The following is a 16098-nucleotide window of genomic DNA, read 5'->3' as shown; positions in this document are numbered from 1 at the left end:
CTCTTGGCTGCTGCTGCTTCCCGCCTCGCCCTCTTGATCCTTGGGTCAGCGTCAGGGTTGCCGTGTCTCATGGTCAGCCACGGTTACCCTCGAACCACTGGTTGGTGATCGCGACCAACTCCAGCGCGTCTTCCTCGCGATGCTTCGTGAAGACCCTGCCCTTCCTGCCGGACTGGAGGGACTTGACCTTGACCTCGAACTTGATGGCGGGAGCCGTGATGTACTTGCGCTCGGCGTAATCGTAGTGCTTGGCCTCGTAGTCCACCTGCTCGATGGACTCGACCTCACCCAGGGCCAGGCCGTAGTTGTATCTGCCGCCGACACCCCAGGCGACCTTGATGCCCACCTGGAGTTCCAGGCCGGTGCAGTCCTTGACGGTGGCAATAGGGGTGCGCTTTTCGTTGTCGCTCATGGAGGGTTCCTTCGGAAACAAAAAAGGGGAGCCCGAAGGCTCCCCTTGAGGTCAGTCTCTTGGTGGTAGGGCTTACATGCCCTGGTTCAGCGTGACGTAGCCGTTGACCGCGCCCGAGGTGGCGAAGCCGGTCGGCTTGAGCTGGATGCGCTCGCCCTTCTTGATCGGACGGGTGGCGTCCTGGTCGTTGGCCTTGGCCGAGAAGGGAGTGCCCTTGGCGGCAGCGTTCGCGACGTTGGCCACCGCGCCGGCCACGTTGGTCGTCTTGTTGATGACCTGGAGAGTGCCACCAGTGCCGATGGCCGCCTGCACAATGCCGTCCACGCCGTCGAGGAAGCCGTCGAACGGAGCGACGAACTCGAAGGAGGTGCCGGCCAGGAGGTCCGTCTGGTTGATGATGAACGGCAGGAGGGCCTTACCGCCGACTTGGATAGTACCGGGCATTCAGTAGTTCCTTTCAGGGTTGGTTGGCATCAGTTGGTTACCGGGATGCCGATCTTGTTTCCGAGGAGGGACAGGATGGTGATGACCACCACGGAGCCGACCGTCTGGAATATCCAGGTCAGCCAGCTCTTCCGCTCCTCAAGCTGTGTCTCGATGCTGGCCACCCGCTCGGGGCTCACCAGGTCGTCTTCGAGTTTCTTCTCGATGTTGCCCAGCCTGCGGTTGATCTCCGTCTGCTGGGATTGCGTCACGGCCAGGCCAGCGACTAGCTCCCGGAGGAGTGCTTCATCCCCTTGTGCCATCGCGTCTAACCTTTCCGTGGATGAGTGACAGGAACCACCCGAGGAGGCCGCCCACCTGGGGCTGCTCCTGGGGCTGCTCCTGGAAGACCCTCCGCTCGATGGCAGCCACCTTGCGGAGCGTGATCTTGTGCTGCCGCTGGAGGGTCTTGATGTACTCGTGGCTACCTTCGAGCGTAGTCAGGGTCGCCGAAGGAGGGGAGCGGCGCTTTCTCTTTCGGGGGGCCGCCTGCTTGGGCTCCTTCATTGGGGTCTCCCATGACCATTCCGTTGTCTTTGAGCATCTGCCGGAGGGTGTTCTTCTCGGCAGGGGTGGCCTGGCCGGACTTGACCAGCTTGATGAGGTCCGAGAGGAGGAGCTTGCGCCCTTCCCTCATGAGGTCGTCGAGGTCGAGGTCATCCAGGGCCTCGTCGGGCTCCATCTGGCGGTTGTCCCCGATCCCCGGACCCTCCATGTCCCGCACGTTGCCGGACTCGTGGTAGAGGTTCGCCAGGGTCTCGTCGTCCAGGTCGTCGTCATCGCGGCCCATGGTCAGAGGTCCTTCGCCCAGGCCCAGAGGGCGTCCACCTGGTCGGCAGGGAGGTTGAACTTGTTGGGGGCCGAAAGGGCGAGGACCAGCGGGTGAAGGCGGCGGTAGGAGGGCCTCATGCGCCAGTCGATAAGGGATGCCGGATCGTTCCCGATTGCCGCCTCGACCATGGCCTCGGTGATGCCTACGGAGAGGAGGCCGAGGCGTATCTGCGCCGGGTTGAGCGTGGGCATCCGCTCCCGGATTTCTTCAGGTGAAAGGTCAGTCACCGTGTAGGTCACAGTGGCCGTCCGCTCGTCCACAGGCCACTCATCGATTGGCGCAATGGTGAGGACCTGACTGGCCGGGTCAAAGGGCGGAGGCTGGTCGATGAGCTTAAGGCCAAAGCCCAGGTCAACCAGCTCTTCCTCTGTCAGGCGGCGGCTGTCCTCGGGGGTGTCACCAATGAGCCAGCCAGGATCGCCCTTGACGGCGCGGGTGCCATCGTTATTTACGACCAAGAACTGCAATGTTTAATTCCTTTTCGAGCTGTGGATGATTAGAGAACTTCAGCAACTCCTAAACAAAGAGCCGTGGTTGAAGGTAGAAGGTGCGGAGGATACTCGGAGGATACAGAAGGAGCTTCTGTCCCTGTTTGAGCTATGCCTTGCTGACGCAGGACACCCGATGGACGCCCTGATGTTACGGAGGGGCAAGACCTTCTACTTCACACCGGAGGCTGCGAAGTTCTTCAATCACCGAGTGAGGCAGATGCCGGGCGTGTCAGTGACCTGGTGCCGCCGCCCATGGTTCCACAAGTACCGACTGGAGTGGCTGGCCGGGGTGGAGGTCTACTGGCACTAGTCGAACGGGGAGAACGCGGAGGTAGGTGGCGTGAAGTTGGCCGTGTAGCGGGCCAGCCCACTCGTGAAGCGAACCTCGTCCATATATCCCTGGTAGCCCTGGATGCCCGGACTGTAATTCCCAACGTATTGCCCAAGGGTGATGGTACCCCCCGGATAGGAGGTGGCCGCATCCGTGAAGGCCGATCCTTGTAGACTGCCGTTGAGGAACATGCGGAACACACTCGATGCCCGCGTAAGGGCGAGGTGATACCAAGTCCCCGCTGTCAGCACCCCGGTTGATGCCCTGATGGTCTCGTTGGTGTAGAAGTTTAGGCTCTCGTTGTTGTTGATGCTGACGCGCAGGCCGGGTGACCCAGACCGTAGATCGAACACCGGCCACTGGAAGGTTCCGCTCCGTGCCACAATGTTGATGAAGCACTCCATCGTGAAATCGACCGTGGTGTCGAACAAGGAGCTGACGGCGTATAACGCACTGTCCGTGTCCCCAAAGATAATGGAGGAGGCTCCGAACTTCGACGCAGCGGTGCTGATCTTGATGTTCGCACCCTGAACGGTCGTGGCGATGCCCTGTGCCGAATTGTCCGGGATCACTTGGGACCCATTCACTCCGTCCGCATGGAGGAGGAAGGACGTGGGGTACTTGAGAGTGGGCTTCCAGAGTCCAGCGTCCTTGGCGTAGGCCTCCTTGACCACCTTCCAGACACCCGCACTGTCGGCATAGGGAATGTCTGGTGCCCACACCCCACCTGAAGTCTTGGCGTATGCTGTCATGGTGGTCAGACCTGGAACCAGAGGTCGCCGTTCGCGCCGCCCGAGGGAGCTGCCGTGGAGATGGTGATCCCTCGGTAGGGAGCGTAGCGGGCGTCCTGCTCTGCCTGGGAGAGCTGGAGTTTGTACCATGCGCCCCAAGTCCCGTTGTCCTGCGCCCGTCGCCAAACCTTGGTGTCTGCCGAACCATCAACCGTGAAGAGGTGGACAGTTTGAGTACGCCAGCCGGTGGCACCGTGAGCCTCAACGTTACCAAGAGCCCAACCGGGGTCACCATTCGGTGCGTTGGCAGCGCCACCGCCCATGTACCAGCCGTTGTCGAGAGCGTTGTTCCAATCCGTTATGCTCTGGGCCACGACACCAAGCCGTGTAGGGAGAACTGCTGCCTTGATGTTTGCCCAGGTGGTCTTCTTGAGGCCCCAGGCCCCCGCACTGTCGGACAGCGGGAACTCGTCGGCATCCGCTGGGGTGGCCTTGGAGGTGGCCCCGTGTATCCAGCTAGCCAATCCGTTGACGACGCTGGCCAGGGAGGCTGCCGCCTTGGCCGCATAATGGAGGGCGGAGTAGAGGCCGCCGCTCACCACGGAGTCCTCGGGGTTGGCCGCCCACTTCTGGGAGAGCGTGGCGCTCGCCGCCGCGTTGCCTGCCTGGGTCGTCGCGGTGCCTGCCTGGGTGGATGCAGTGGTGGCGGAAGCCGAAGCCTCCCCCGCCTTGGTGATCGCCGTGTCCCGCGCCGCATTGGCCGCCGCAAGGCTCGTGGCGTAGGTCACCAGGCTGTCCGTCACGGATTGACCTAGCGCATTGATCTGGGCCTGGCGGTCGGCCTCCACGTCCGCCTTTTCCTGAAGGATGTAGAGCGCACGGGTGAAGTTGGAGTTGATCATGGGGTAGTCGAGGACGGCGGTCCCGACCAGTTGCCCCGCGAAGCTGGAGTCCGGGGTCGTGCGCTGCACCCTCCCCGCCCCGGCAGGAAACCCTGCCAGGCACGAGATGAGGCCGTCATTGACCCAGGACCACTTGTTGGCCGCCACCAGCACTCCCCCCACGGTCACCGACACATGGGCTCGGCTCTCGAAGGGGAAGGGCACGGTGATGGTGTTCCCCGCCACCTTGGACGGGAAGTCGCTGTAGCTATAAGCCATTCCGGCTCCTTAGTAGGTCAGGGCCTTGAGGATGGCGCTTGCTGCCGGTCCTGGTTGACCCTTGGATTGCTGGTTGGTGAGGACGGCCCCGCGCACCTCTCGCTGCCGCTTCCCGATGAGGGAGTGCAGCTCGGGGTTCTGCTGGAGGAAGACCTTCTTGGCCGACTCTCGATACCGTTGGACGGCCTGCCCGAGGGCATTGAGCCGCGTCCCCTTGATCTCGGAGTCCCCGTCCACGAGGTCCTGGTACTCCTTGGTCTTGATGATCTTCGCTAGGACCGCCTTGAGGGAGGGCTGCCCCGGAATGTGCCCGGAGAGTTCCTGGAGGCGCTGGTAGGCGTTCTTGCCGTCAGCCAGGGAGAGGTCCCGGAGGTCCACCCCCTCGAACTTGGGGCTGGGCTTGCCGATGCCCTTGTCGGTCTGGAGCATGATGCGGTTGTGCTCCGCCTCCACCAGGTCGTTCTCCTGGCTATCCATGACGCCCACGTAGCGCTCCACCGGGTCGCCCCACACGTCGAGCGTGAGAGGCAGGGTCTCGGAGGCACCAGGCAGGCCACGGATGGCGTTGTCCACGAAGGTCCGCGCCTCACGGAGGTACGGGTCGGGATTGTGGCCACGCATGAGCGACGAGAACGGGAGCATGGAGCCCGCCGTCCGGCCCAGGAACTTCGGCAGCTTGTTCTCGGGATCGAGCGCCGCGTCCATCATGGTGTTGAGGTTGAGGAGGAACGTCTTCTCGCCCAGGTTCTTGGCCACCGCCACGCCCGTCGCCATGATGAGGTCCGAATAGTCGGCATCCGGGTTCTTGGCCTGGAGATGCACGATGTCGGACACCAGGCCCATGACCGTCGCGGCTGGGTCGAAGCGTCCAAGCTGGAAGTACTTCCGCCTGCCGTTGTCCCCCGTCCAGGTGATGGAGTAGGGCTTCCACCCCGTCGCCAGAAGCTCCTGCTTGAGCTTGTAGTCGCTCGGCCCGGAGCCAGTCAGGGAGCCAGTCGCCGCGAGATGCGCCGCCATGCCCATGAACATGCTGCCGAGGGTCATCTGGCCGATGGCGTGAGCCTGGGCCTCGTGACCAACCTTGCCCAGGAGAGCATCGCGGAACTCCTTCTGGGCGAGGTTCAGCCCAGGGGTCAGCTTGATGCCGTACCGGATGACGTTCACCGGGGTCTTCACGAAGGGCAGCACCAGGGAGGTAATCGGTGCCGTCTTGCGGAGGTTCTGGAGGCCGCGCCCGATGCTCCCGCCGAAGGTGGTCTCGTAGTTGAGGTCCTGTTGGAAGGAGACCATCTGGCTTTCCCGGATGGCGTTGGCGTCGAGCGCCCTGCCCGTTGCCGGATCGATCGCGTTGTCGAGTGCCTTCTGGACGTAATCCTTGAAGGCCTGGCCCTTGAGCCCGAGGTCGGTAGCATCCACTGCCGCCTTCGACTGGACGACTGCCCGGTAGCGGAGTGTCTTGAACATTTCGTCCGCGCCGCCGAGTGCCCGAGTGGGGAGGCCCACCACGTTGCGATAGGAGGCCGACATCCAGGCGTTCTGGGCGAAGTCCCAGACGGAGTTCACCGGCTTCCACGGGAGGGGCTGCGTCTGGATGGCACCCCCGGCGTCGAAGAATTCGGTGTTCTGGGGCGAGAGGATGCTGTCCCCGCGACGGAAGGCCTCCACCGCGTTGCTCCACCCGTCGAAGAGTGAGGCAACCGTGTAGTAGTACTCCCGCATGGCCTGCCTGGAGACGGAGGTCATCTCCGCCCGCTTGCCGGGGTCCTTGGCGAGGAACCTCATGGCCGTCGAACCGAAGAGCTTCTCGGTCGGCCTCGCGGCGAGCATGAAGGCGTTGGTCGTGGTGTTGACCAGGTGGGTGGGCCACATCCAGAGGAGGCCGTTGGTCAGGTGCCAGGTGCCCTCGCGGAGGACGCGGTTGGCCCACGTATCGTTGAGGAGCATGGCGACCTTCTTGGGGTCACCCCCGGCCTTCTCCATGATGATCATCGCCTTCTCGGGATCGAGACCCCGGAGCTTCTGAAGGTCAGCCGGACGGATGCGGAACTGGGTGCGAGCCCTGCGGAGGGTGCGGCCCGAGTTGGACAGGACGGAGTTGCCTGCCGCCAGCGTATCGAACGCCACGCCCAGCCTCGCCTTGAACTCCTGAATGGCGTGATCCCGGTTGCCGGCGAACTCGGTGAGGTCCCCGTTGCGTATCTTGGCCGCCAGGGTGTCCGCGTCGTTGAACATGCGGTTGCCGATGCGCAGCGCGGCTTCCATCCGGGCCGCCATCATGGGGGCCTCCTGGCCTGCCTTGGCGAGCTGCCCGATGATCATGGCCGGGTCTTCGCCGTAGGCCTCTGACAGGTCGTTCGCCAGGGCCTTCACGCGGGCATCCTTCAGGACTGCACCGCCCTTGGCCTTGTTGAACCTGGTGGCCAGGGTCTCGGCGGAGCGCTGGATGAGGGACGCGGCGTTGCCCGTGGTGTGGAGCTTCTGCCAGGGGAGCGGCGCGGAGCCGAACTTGTAGCCGCTGTCCACGGCGGCCTGCTTGGAGCCGAACTTCTTGATCGCGTCGGCGTCCGCTGCGGAGTTCTTGAGGATGGCCTCCACGTCCGCGTCGGGTATCTCCTGAGTGGTGATCTGGGCGGGACCTGTCTTGGCGGTGGGGAGGACCGGCTGACCCTTCTCGTCTAGGACGGGCTTGGTGCCGACTTGCTCCCGGATTACCTCTCCAGGGACAGTACCAGGAGAGTCAACGCTATCTGCACTCCGAGTAGGTAGTGCGGGAGGAGCTGCACTGCTGCTTCCTGTATCGACACTGGGCTTTCCTTCCGGTTCGATGGTCGCCCCCGGCTTCACCGTGGGCTCGGGAGCCCGCACCTCACCACCCACGGAGGGGGCCTCGGGCAGGCCGAATGCTTGCTTGTTGGCCTCGTAGGCTTCGAGGGCCTTGATCTCCTTGGCGGCCTCGGCGTTCTTGCCGGCCCGGAGGTACTTGATGGTCTTGATGACACCCACCAGGGCCAGGTCCGCGCCGATGCTCTCCAGGGCATTCTTGAAGCGGCCCTCGGCGGCACTGTCGGTCGGCTTGGCGGACAGGTATTCGGTGACCGGGTTCTGGAGGTCTGGGTAGGACTCGATGAGGTTGCTAAGGCGCTCCTCGTGCGGGTCCAGCACCACGGCACCCGCCGCCGCACCCCTGGCCACCTCGAAGCCGAACCGGGAGTACTTGGCGATCTTGAGGGGAGCCATGAGCTTCCCCGCGCCGATGAGCCCGGTGACCATCTGGGAGACATCGGAGGTCAGCCCATAGCCGACCGAGTGGCGACGCAACGCCCGGTCCTGGGCCTCGGCGCTTTTTCTGATGCCGGACTTCTGGTCCTCGGGAGTCTCGCCCGCGAAGAAATCGTAGGTCTCGAAGCCGGCCTTGGCGGCACCCAGGACGGCGGCCTTGGCGGTGCGCTCCAGGGGATTGGTGCCCTCGGGGCTCTGGTTCCTCACCAGCTCCGCTTCGTCTGCCGCCGCCTGGGCATCCATGGGTTGCTGCCCGATCTGGTCGAGCTTGCCGTCCTTCTGGAGCTGGGCCAGCTTGGCGTCTGCCCTGGTGAAGGCCCTTTGAATGCCGGCAGTCTCATCCGCCTCGGGGGCCTGGATCGGGTCCATATATTACTCCTGTGAATATTAGCTACCCCTTGACTAGGGCAGTCAAAGCCCCACCATCCGTGTATGGCTCGGGGCATTGGTATTGGAGATGAGGTGGCAATCACCGCCACGGTGCGGAGGCGCGTGGATGAAGACTGGGTAGCCGTCAGCCTGCCCACTTACGGGTTCCCGCATTCAATCCGAGACCATACCAAGGTGAAGCGCGGCCAGGAGATTGAACTGACCGGAGAGGTGACCCGGATTGATGGGGAGGACGGGAAGGTGACCCTGAACCTGCGAGGGGCTTTGGTCACCGTGGACCGCACAGCCGTCCGGCTCTTGGAGAAGTACAGGCCCCCTACGCGGCGGAGGCCCCTGGTGGATACTAGCGATTAGGCCGTCGCCCGCTTCTTGACTTCCTTCAGGACCTCGCGGACCTGGGCCGGGGTGACCGGGGTCTTGGACTGGTTGCTGTAGTAGCCGGTGCCCTTGGGGGTCGGGATGGAGGCCCACTCCTTCGCCAGGTTGGTCATGAAGGCGTCCTCCGAGAGGGTGCCGACCATGTAGTTCGCGAGGCCCCGACCATTGAGGAGGTAGAGGCAACAGAAGTCCTGGGTCTTGGCGTCGAACTTCAGGCTGTCCACCAGCTCCATCGCCTTCTTGATCTTGCGGAGGGTGGTGCGGACGATCTGGTACCGGCCCAGCGCCGAGGAGTTCATCTTGTTGGCCGGATGCTTCAGCATCTTGGTCTGGAGGGCGTCGATCTCGGCCAACGTCATGTTCACCAGGTCCACGTCGCCCCCGGTGTAGGCTCCGTAGCCCAGCGTCTCGTTGTAGCCCCGCTTCTTGTCGGTCCCCTCGGACTTGCCGAAGAGGTCGAACAGAGGGCGGTAGACGTAGTAGACATCCCCCGTGGCTGGGACCACCGGAGGGACAGGAGGGAGCGGCGCTGGGGCCGGCTCGGTGTGGACCGCCTCACGGACGACCACTGGTTCCGGCACCGGGCAGGCAGCCGGAGTGTCTTTGCGGCCAAACGGCCACAGCCATGCAAACATGCTGGGGTATCCTTATGATTACGATTTGAGGGCGAAGTGCGGACGGTCCTTGAAGCCCTTCCACTCGGCCCCGATGTCCAGGGTGACCCCAAGCTCCTTAGCAGCCTGCTTCATGGCCACTACGATCTGGGCCTGACGGCGGGGGTCGAACACGACCGCCCCATCCTCATCCAGAGGCCAGAGGTCCAGCGCGGAGCCATCCAGGTGGTCACTGTCCTTGGTCTTCGACCAGCCCCACTTGACGGCCTTTGCCTGGAGTTCGGAAGTCCTCCGCCCGGAGCCGACCACGAAGTCGGTCCCCTCGACCAGCTCCTTGGCGCGGCGCACCACGGCGGCCAGCTTTGGCTTCACCGACTTGAGGTTGGCCTCCTCGTTGGCCACAGGGTCGGAGTTCCACTCCATGAACTGTGCCCGCTGATTGGTGAGGCCCATGGGGTCCCTCTCCGGTATCTTGGAGTAGGCCTTGGGGATTGCGGGAGTAGTCGCTTCCGCCACGCCGGCTGCCGGGTCTAGGACGCCCTTCCCGCTTCTCACCTGATCGAGGACCGTGCGGACGCCCGAGGCTGTCTCCCCGACGCGCTGCCCCCGGTAGGTGCCACGGCCCGAGGCGGTCGGCAGGGAAGCCCACTCGGCGGAGAGCCCGCGCATGAACTCCTGGTCCGACATTTGACCAGCCTGCCATTGGGAGAGGCCACGGCGCTCCAAGAGTGCCATTCCAAGCCGGTCCTGCATGTCCTTGTCGAACACCTCGTCGCCGGACAGTCCCAGGTCACGCCGGAGGCCCCGGAGAGTCGTCCTGATGATCTGGTAGCGGCCCACCGCCGAGGAGTCGTACTTGTTGTCGGGGTGGGACAGCATTCGGGTCTGGAGCTGGTCGATCTGGTCCAGCGTCATGCCGGTTAGGTTGACCTTGCCCCCGGTGAATGCACCGTAGCCAAGGGTCTCGTTGTACCCCTCGCCCTTATCCGTACCCTCGGTCCTGCCGATGAGGTTCAAGAGAGGCGCCACTGGAGTATTGCCGGCGGAGGATCTTCCGTCCTCGAGCATGGGAGGGTTCTGAAGGAGGTTGGTCAGCCTGGTGCGAGTTTCTTCAGGGAGGGAACCGCGGTCGTCGGGACTCTGGGGCTGCTCCTTGGAGCCACCCCCGAAACCAAGCATGGAGCCGATCCCCCTGAAGACAGAGCCCAGCATCCCAAAGCCGCTCACCGGAGCTTCCTCCTGGGTGGCCTCGGGCCGGGCCGGCGCTGCTGCGGGTGCCGCGTCGTTCTGCTCTTCGTCCAGGAGCATCTGGTGGGCAGCTTCCGGCGTGATTTTGTACTTGCGGGCCAGCTCATTGGCAGCGTCCGCTCGCGGGCCGGGAGGCAGGGGCGTAGAGGCATCGCTCGGCGTTTCGGCTGCTGGCGGCTGCTCGGCGGGCTGCTGCTCGCTGGCGGGGCTGCTAGGGGCCTCTGCGGGGCTTTGCGGTTTCTCGCCTGGCTGCGGATAGGTGCCTTGCTGCTCGCCCATCGGGGTCGAGACGATGCGGTCGCGGATCGACTTGCCAATCTCCATGGCCGCCTTCTCGCGTTCCATGATGCCGGCGTTGGGGTTGTCGGCGGACCACTGGAGGAGCTGGGAGCGGTAGTCGTAGAGCGCCCTGGCCCCATCGTCGGTCAGACCCCGGATGTTATCCATGAAGTTCATCGGCCCCTCGCCCGTGGCGTTGGTGATCATCTTCACGGTGTCCTTGTAGGCCGGCGACTGGAGGATGCCGTCCGACTGGGCCGCCTTCTCGACGGTCTTCACCCGGTCGAGCATCTGGGTCAGGGTCTTGGGGTCCTTGATGACGCCCTTAGCCTTCAGCTCCAGGACATAGGCCGTGCCGCCTGCCCCAGTGTCGATCTTGGAGAAAGCCTCCATGAGCGCCTCTGGGTCCTCCGCCGTGTCACCCTCCAGGATGCTCCGACGATACCCTGGGAGCTTGGAGCGGAACTCGGGGTCGCGCTTGCTGATCTCCTTCAGGGTGTCTTCCGGTATCTGGTACTTGGGGTCGGCGTTGATCTTGGTGAGTTCCCCGGCGACCAGGGCGTTGTGCCTCGCCTTGTCCTCCTTCTCCTCCTGGGCCGCCTGGGTGGTGGCTGCGGAGGCCAGCTTGGAGCCGATATGCTCGCGGGCTGCGTATATCTTCTTGCGCACCTCCGGGTCCGACGACATGGCGTATTCCTTGCCGGGGAGCTTGCGGTCGAGGAGGGTGAGAAGGTCCTCGTTACTAGACTCCTCGGCCTGGAGGATCACGCTGTCCACCAAGTACCCGTCCACGTCCTTCTCCAGGTTCCGCTTCAGGGCCTCGCCGCGCTCCGACATGAGGGTGCCCCAGAGGGTCTCGTAGTCGATGCCCTTGCCGGTCGCCCTGGCGTCACCCTCGGCCTTGCCGATGTGATCCGTCATGGAGGCCCCGGTGGTTGCCAGAGCCCCGCTGTAGACGGCATCGGAGCGATCCTTGGTGAAGTTCGCGTAGCCGCCCTGGAAGATGCTCTCGATGTGAGGGTTGAGGCCGGCGAGCACCTCGGGGTCGGTCTCCGGGCCAACGTGCTCCTGGAGGAAGCCGCTGACGAACTGCTTGAACTTCTCTGGGTCTCCCGAGTTGCGGCCTTCCCACTGGTTATATGCCACGTCGAACTGGTCGGTGAGCTGACGCCCCCGGACATCGCCCTGGGCGTTCTTGTACCACTTCATGTAGGTGGGGCTCTCGTGGGGCGGGATGGTGCCTGCCTTGACAGCCGCGTCGAAGCCTTCCCCGTTGTTGAGGTAGGCGTCCCGGATGGCCCGCTGCTTGTCCGCCTCGTCGTCCTTAGTCTTCCGCTTGGCCATGAAGTCGCCCAGGCCGTCATCCAGTGCGGCGAGACCCTCGGCCAACTGGTGGAGGCTGCTCGGTGCCGGTTCAGCGGGTCTGACGTAGGTGTTGACCGGCGCGGCGATGCCCTGGAGGGCGGAGGGGCCGGAGACCTCCCTGACTGATGCTCGTGCCATGTCGTCTCCTTATGCGGCTTGCGCCGATGCCTTGAGTGCCCCGCCGATGCCTTGGAGCGCGTACCCGAGGGGGTTCGGCGCGGTCGGCCTCTGGACGGAGTTGATGCGGTTCTTGATGTTGGTGTTGGTGGCCTTCAGCTCTTCGGTGAGCTGGGTGGCGGTGTTGAGGTAGTTGGTCTTGTCGGCCTGGACCTTCATGTCCACCTTGCGGTTGATGCCGGTCAGGATGTTGTCCAGGGAGATGCCGCCGACGCCTGCCGCGCCCGCCGAGACTTCCGCCTCTGCCGCGACTTCAGCGCCTTCGATCCTGGAAGCCTGGTCCTTCTGGGAGTGGGCCGCTTCCTCCTGCATCATCCGAACCTGGATTTGCTGCTGCTCTTCACGGCCAGAGGCCAGGGCGTTGACGTAGTTCTGCTTCCACTGCTCGGCTCGGGCCTGGTAGTCGGCCTGGGCGGCGGCGAAGGAGACCACACTGGAGGCAACGGCTACGATTGCGCCGACGCACATGGTGATGCCTTTCTGGTGAATACCTTGAAGGGGAGGCCGAAGGGGGCCAGGTGGACCTCCCCGTGTTCCTCGAAGCCGCACCACCGAAGCCACACATGGTGGACCGTGTTCCTGGCGTCGGCGGTGGCCTTGATGACTGGAAGCTCGGCCTGGATGCGGGCCAGCTCGGGGCGGAGGTGCCGCTGGATCGGGAGGGCGAAGTTGACGGCCTGGTCGGTAGCGAAGAGCCACACGGTGCCGTCCGGGTGCCAGCCCCAGAAGCACAACGGGATGCCGTCGAGGAGGGCGACACGCTTGGGGTCACCCAGCTCGAAGGTCCGCGTCACGGCCTCCTCAAAGGGCTCCCCGGTGCCGGCCCACCACTCGGCGTAGTCCTCCAGGCGGATATCGTCCAGCACCGAGAAGACGTGCTCCATGGTGGCGTCCTCGACGGTCACCTTCATGCTGCGTCCCTCAATGTCAGAGCGTAGTCGTACTTGGCGGAGGTCCAGGTGGCCGGGAAGAACGTATCGTTCACCAGCTCAATCGAGACATCATCCGTGGGCTGCCCGACCTGGGCGCGATGCTTGCCCGACTTGACCGGCACCTGGTTGTTCAGGACATCCGGGTCTCCGATGATGCGCGAGGTGTAAGGCTGGGAGACCGTCTCCCCGTAGGCCGTGACGTTCACCGTGTACGCGACCGTCTTGTAGTGGCCGATGGTGATCGACCGGACGGTCAGCTCGTCATGGAGGATCGGCTCATCGTTCTGGTCCTTGGCGATGAATTTGGAGAACTTCCGCTTTGCGACCGGGATGGAGCCGAAGTGCCAGGTCAATGCTGGGTTGGCTGACAGGACGCGGACCTGGGTGTCGGAGACCCATTCAAGAGGTATCTCGCGGCCACGCTGTGAGACATCCGCAACGTCCAGCCGCTCGCAAGCCTTGAAGGTCCCCCGCTTGGCCAGAGGCACCGGATACGGGAGGTTGATCACGAAGTAGGTCCCGTTGTGGGTGGCCGCCGTCTCACTCAGCCGGTGGTCCAGACGGATGGGGAACTTCTGGGTGCTCTCATCCCCGGTGCTGTCCAGGATGACGGACTCCAGGGTCGTACCGCTCGGCCACTTGAAGACAAACCATGCGGTGGAGCCCTCTATGGAGGCGAAGAGGACGCGGGTCGGAGCTTCGAACTTCCAGGGGTTCCATGCGGACTGCACCCGCTCGTTGCCCTGGTTGTACCACTGGTAGAGGTAGGCCAGGTTGGAGGCCCCGGAGGTCAGGAAGAACTCCTTCTTGGCGCTCTCGCCCACGGCAATGTGCTTGAGGGAGCCGGAGAGGAGCTTCGGGACGTGGGCGGATATCTCGATCTCGCCGTCCGGCCTGCCGCCCCGGAAGTAGACCTCCACGATCTTGGCGAAGAGGCCGACCTGGGTGCCGAACACGATGGAGCCCAGGCCGACCGTCTTGGGAGCTGCCTCGCCGTCGAACTCGTAATTGGCCAGGGGCAGTATCTCGGTGGTGTCCTCCCGGATGGGGTCCTGCCCACTATCCAGGTAGGTCTGCTGCCGGTCGCCCCAGAACTGGAGCTTGCCCCCGCCGACGATGGCATGGGTGGTCAGGGTGGAGGACCCATTGGACACATCATAGTCCACCGGGGCGCTGTCCAGGTTGGTCTGCACGGTGTCCGGGAAGAACACGTATGCATTCCTGGAGCGGCTGATGGTGGCCTGGTACTCGGTGACCACGGCGAGGCGTCCGCCGATGAACTGAAGGGTGCAAGGGAACTCGCCAATGAACGATGGGTCTTGTGCGGTCAGCACCCCATCCCCAGCCAGGCGCTTGCCCCAGGCAGCCGTCCCCACAGTGAAGGCGTTAGGCCCGGTGTTGGTCAGGACTTGCGGCATGGTGGCCGCGTTGATGTCGGTCTTGGTGGCAGGCGCGACGACTTCCACCCAGCGGCCAGTGCTTACAGACCCCTGGTACTTCAGGAAGTACTTGGAGCTTTCCTCGGAGCCGTCTCCGGCGACCGACACCTGGTAGCCGTCCTCGCACTTAGCGGGGAGGTCGGTGATCGCCTTCACGTTGTCCTTGAGGGAGATGAACTGCTTGTCGCCCACGCCGTCCGTTGTCGAGATGTCGAACGTGTTGGCCCCGCCGTAGATGATGAGCGTCGAGCCGTACTGGGTGATCGTGAAGCCAGTCTTGCCGGCAGCATTGAGGGCCGGGATCAAGGTGCTGTTGAAGCTGTCCTTGAACTGCTTGGCCAGGTAGTCGGTCGTGATGAACGCCGCGTTGCCAGCCGCCGAGTTGTCCGGCGTGGTGAAGGTCGTGGAGTAGTCCACCCCGGCTACGTTGATGGTGAGCGTGTAGGTGACCTTGTAGCCTCCTGCCTTGAAGTGGGCGATTGCCTTGTTGGGCCGCGCGGGGCTCAAGGTGGCAGCCATGGCGGGGGAGACTTGGCGGTTGAGGAGGAAGGTCGTGTCCCCGACCGTCACCGCCTGGAATGCCTTGCGGGCGTCTCCGGTGTGCGTCAGGTAGGCCGCGATGCTGCCCGAGATGGAGGACAGGACTCCGGTCGCCTTGTTGATGATCTTGATGTCGCCGCTCTCGATGATGACGAGGTACTTCTCGCCGGAGCTGCGGGTGATCTCGTGGAAGAAGGGCTCGTTGTAGTCCTTGGCGATCTTCGCCTTGTAGACGGTGCCCATCCGGCTCACCACCCCGTCCAGGACCTCGTTAAGGCAGTTCACCTGGTCGTCGGCGCTGGCGGTACCCCGCGAGGTCTCGGCCTGCTGCGAAATGCCCTGAATGAGGCTGCTGTAGGAGGCAGTGCTCATCTGTTACCTCTCAATCGGCGGAAGTGTGGGTTGTGGACCCGGAGCCCTCCCTTACGGAGGCGGCGGTCGGCGGCCTCGAAGGCTCGCTTCGCCTGGTTCAAGGTCTCGGCAGTGACTCGAAGGTATTGCCCACCGGGCTGCTTGGTGTTCGCGAACGCGATGGCCGCGCTACAGGCGATGAACCACCGGGCCGGCTGGCTTAGGGTCTCGAAGGGTCGCGCCAGGACGGCCTCGACATAGACCGGCTCGGTGAAGACGAAGGTGCTCTTCTCGGTGTTGTAGAGCTTGCCATCCGCCTCGGTGAGGAGGTCCAGGAGGTTCCGGTCCACGGGCGACCAGGAAAGGATGTTGTCAGGGAGGGCGATCTCCCCGGTGAGGGTGTCCGGGTCCAGCGTGAGCTTGACCTCTCGGAAGGAGTTGTAGGCCTGGGACTGGATGTTGATGCTCTCCTCGGCCAGCTTCGTCTCCGCGTCCTTGGCGGAAGGCTTGGCGGTAGGCCCGAGGATGGTCACCGGGCTCTCCCCGATGTTGGCCAGCATCAGGTTCACGGCATCCAGGGCCGAAATGCGCTTGGGGGTCTCCAGGGAGGCCATGACGTGCTCCGTATGGTTGGGAGGGGTGGCCCCCAGGATTGCTCCCAGGGGC

At 64.1% G+C, this 16098-nt stretch carries 14 protein-coding genes; all 14 read right to left on the bottom strand.

All coding sequences use genetic code 11. The features are described 5' to 3' along the window. Positions 1-73: 73 nt before the first annotated feature. A complete protein-coding gene (locus tag FJ418_RS13745) occupies positions 74-412 on the bottom strand; it encodes a hypothetical protein (RefSeq protein ID WP_140866233.1) in 339 nt (112 codons plus the stop codon). Between the two features lie 72 nt (positions 413-484). Further along, on the bottom strand, positions 485-856 hold the full coding sequence (locus FJ418_RS13740) for a hypothetical protein (RefSeq protein ID WP_140866231.1): 372 nt from the start codon (positions 854-856) through the stop codon (positions 485-487). Positions 857-885: 29 nt separating this feature from the next. Continuing rightward, positions 886-1107 (bottom strand): hypothetical protein, encoded by a 222-nt coding sequence (locus FJ418_RS13735; protein ID WP_140866228.1) that lies wholly within the window; start codon positions 1105-1107, stop codon positions 886-888. A gap of 212 nt (positions 1108-1319) precedes the next feature. Continuing rightward, entirely contained in the window at positions 1320-1685 is a 366-nt protein-coding gene (locus tag FJ418_RS13730; RefSeq protein ID WP_140866225.1) for a hypothetical protein, read from the bottom strand. Between the two features lie 2 nt (positions 1686-1687). Then, a complete protein-coding gene (locus FJ418_RS13725; protein WP_140866222.1) occupies positions 1688-2194 on the bottom strand; it encodes a hypothetical protein in 507 nt (168 codons plus the stop codon). A 330-nt stretch (positions 2195-2524) separates the two neighbouring features. Next, the gene (locus tag FJ418_RS13720) at positions 2525-3301 is read right to left on the bottom strand and encodes a LamG domain-containing protein (protein WP_181166930.1); all 777 of its coding nucleotides are present in this window, start codon (positions 3299-3301) and stop codon (positions 2525-2527) included. 5 nt (positions 3302-3306) lie between these two features. Continuing rightward, positions 3307-4440 carry a phage tail fiber protein gene (locus FJ418_RS13715; protein WP_140866216.1) on the bottom strand — a complete coding sequence of 378 codons (1134 nt, stop codon included), beginning with the start codon at positions 4438-4440 and terminating at the stop codon, positions 3307-3309. Between the two features lie 9 nt (positions 4441-4449). Next, on the bottom strand, positions 4450-8088 hold the full coding sequence (locus FJ418_RS13710; protein WP_140866213.1) for a hypothetical protein: 3639 nt from the start codon (positions 8086-8088) through the stop codon (positions 4450-4452). A gap of 371 nt (positions 8089-8459) precedes the next feature. After that, positions 8460-9122 carry a hypothetical protein gene (locus FJ418_RS13700; RefSeq protein WP_140866207.1) on the bottom strand — a complete coding sequence of 221 codons (663 nt, stop codon included), beginning with the start codon at positions 9120-9122 and terminating at the stop codon, positions 8460-8462. A gap of 18 nt (positions 9123-9140) precedes the next feature. Next, the gene (locus tag FJ418_RS32180; RefSeq protein WP_210243150.1) at positions 9141-12131 is read right to left on the bottom strand and encodes a M15 family metallopeptidase; all 2991 of its coding nucleotides are present in this window, start codon (positions 12129-12131) and stop codon (positions 9141-9143) included. Positions 12132-12140: 9 nt separating this feature from the next. After that, positions 12141-12638, bottom strand: a complete 498-nt coding sequence (locus FJ418_RS13690; protein WP_140866204.1) for a hypothetical protein — start codon at positions 12636-12638, stop codon at positions 12141-12143. Then, a complete protein-coding gene (locus tag FJ418_RS13685; RefSeq protein WP_140866201.1) occupies positions 12617-13081 on the bottom strand; it encodes a hypothetical protein in 465 nt (154 codons plus the stop codon). Before FJ418_RS13685 ends, FJ418_RS13690 begins: the two co-directional genes overlap by 22 nt. Further along, entirely contained in the window at positions 13078-15453 is a 2376-nt protein-coding gene (locus FJ418_RS13680) for a hypothetical protein (RefSeq protein ID WP_140866198.1), read from the bottom strand. Before FJ418_RS13680 ends, FJ418_RS13685 begins: the two co-directional genes overlap by 4 nt. Then, complete coding sequence (locus tag FJ418_RS13675) at positions 15450-16046, bottom strand: hypothetical protein (RefSeq protein WP_140866195.1); 597 nt, start codon at positions 16044-16046, stop codon at positions 15450-15452. The genes FJ418_RS13680 and FJ418_RS13675 overlap by 4 nt, the downstream gene beginning before the upstream one ends. Positions 16047-16098 lie beyond the last annotated feature (52 nt).

It is taken from the genome of Mesorhizobium sp. B2-8-3, assembly GCF_006440815.1.
In the GTDB taxonomy this organism is placed as follows: domain Bacteria; phylum Pseudomonadota; class Alphaproteobacteria; order Rhizobiales; family Rhizobiaceae; genus Mesorhizobium.
The sequence above is the reverse complement of the archived record's forward strand: the minus strand, read 5'-3'. Positions and strand labels throughout refer to the sequence as shown.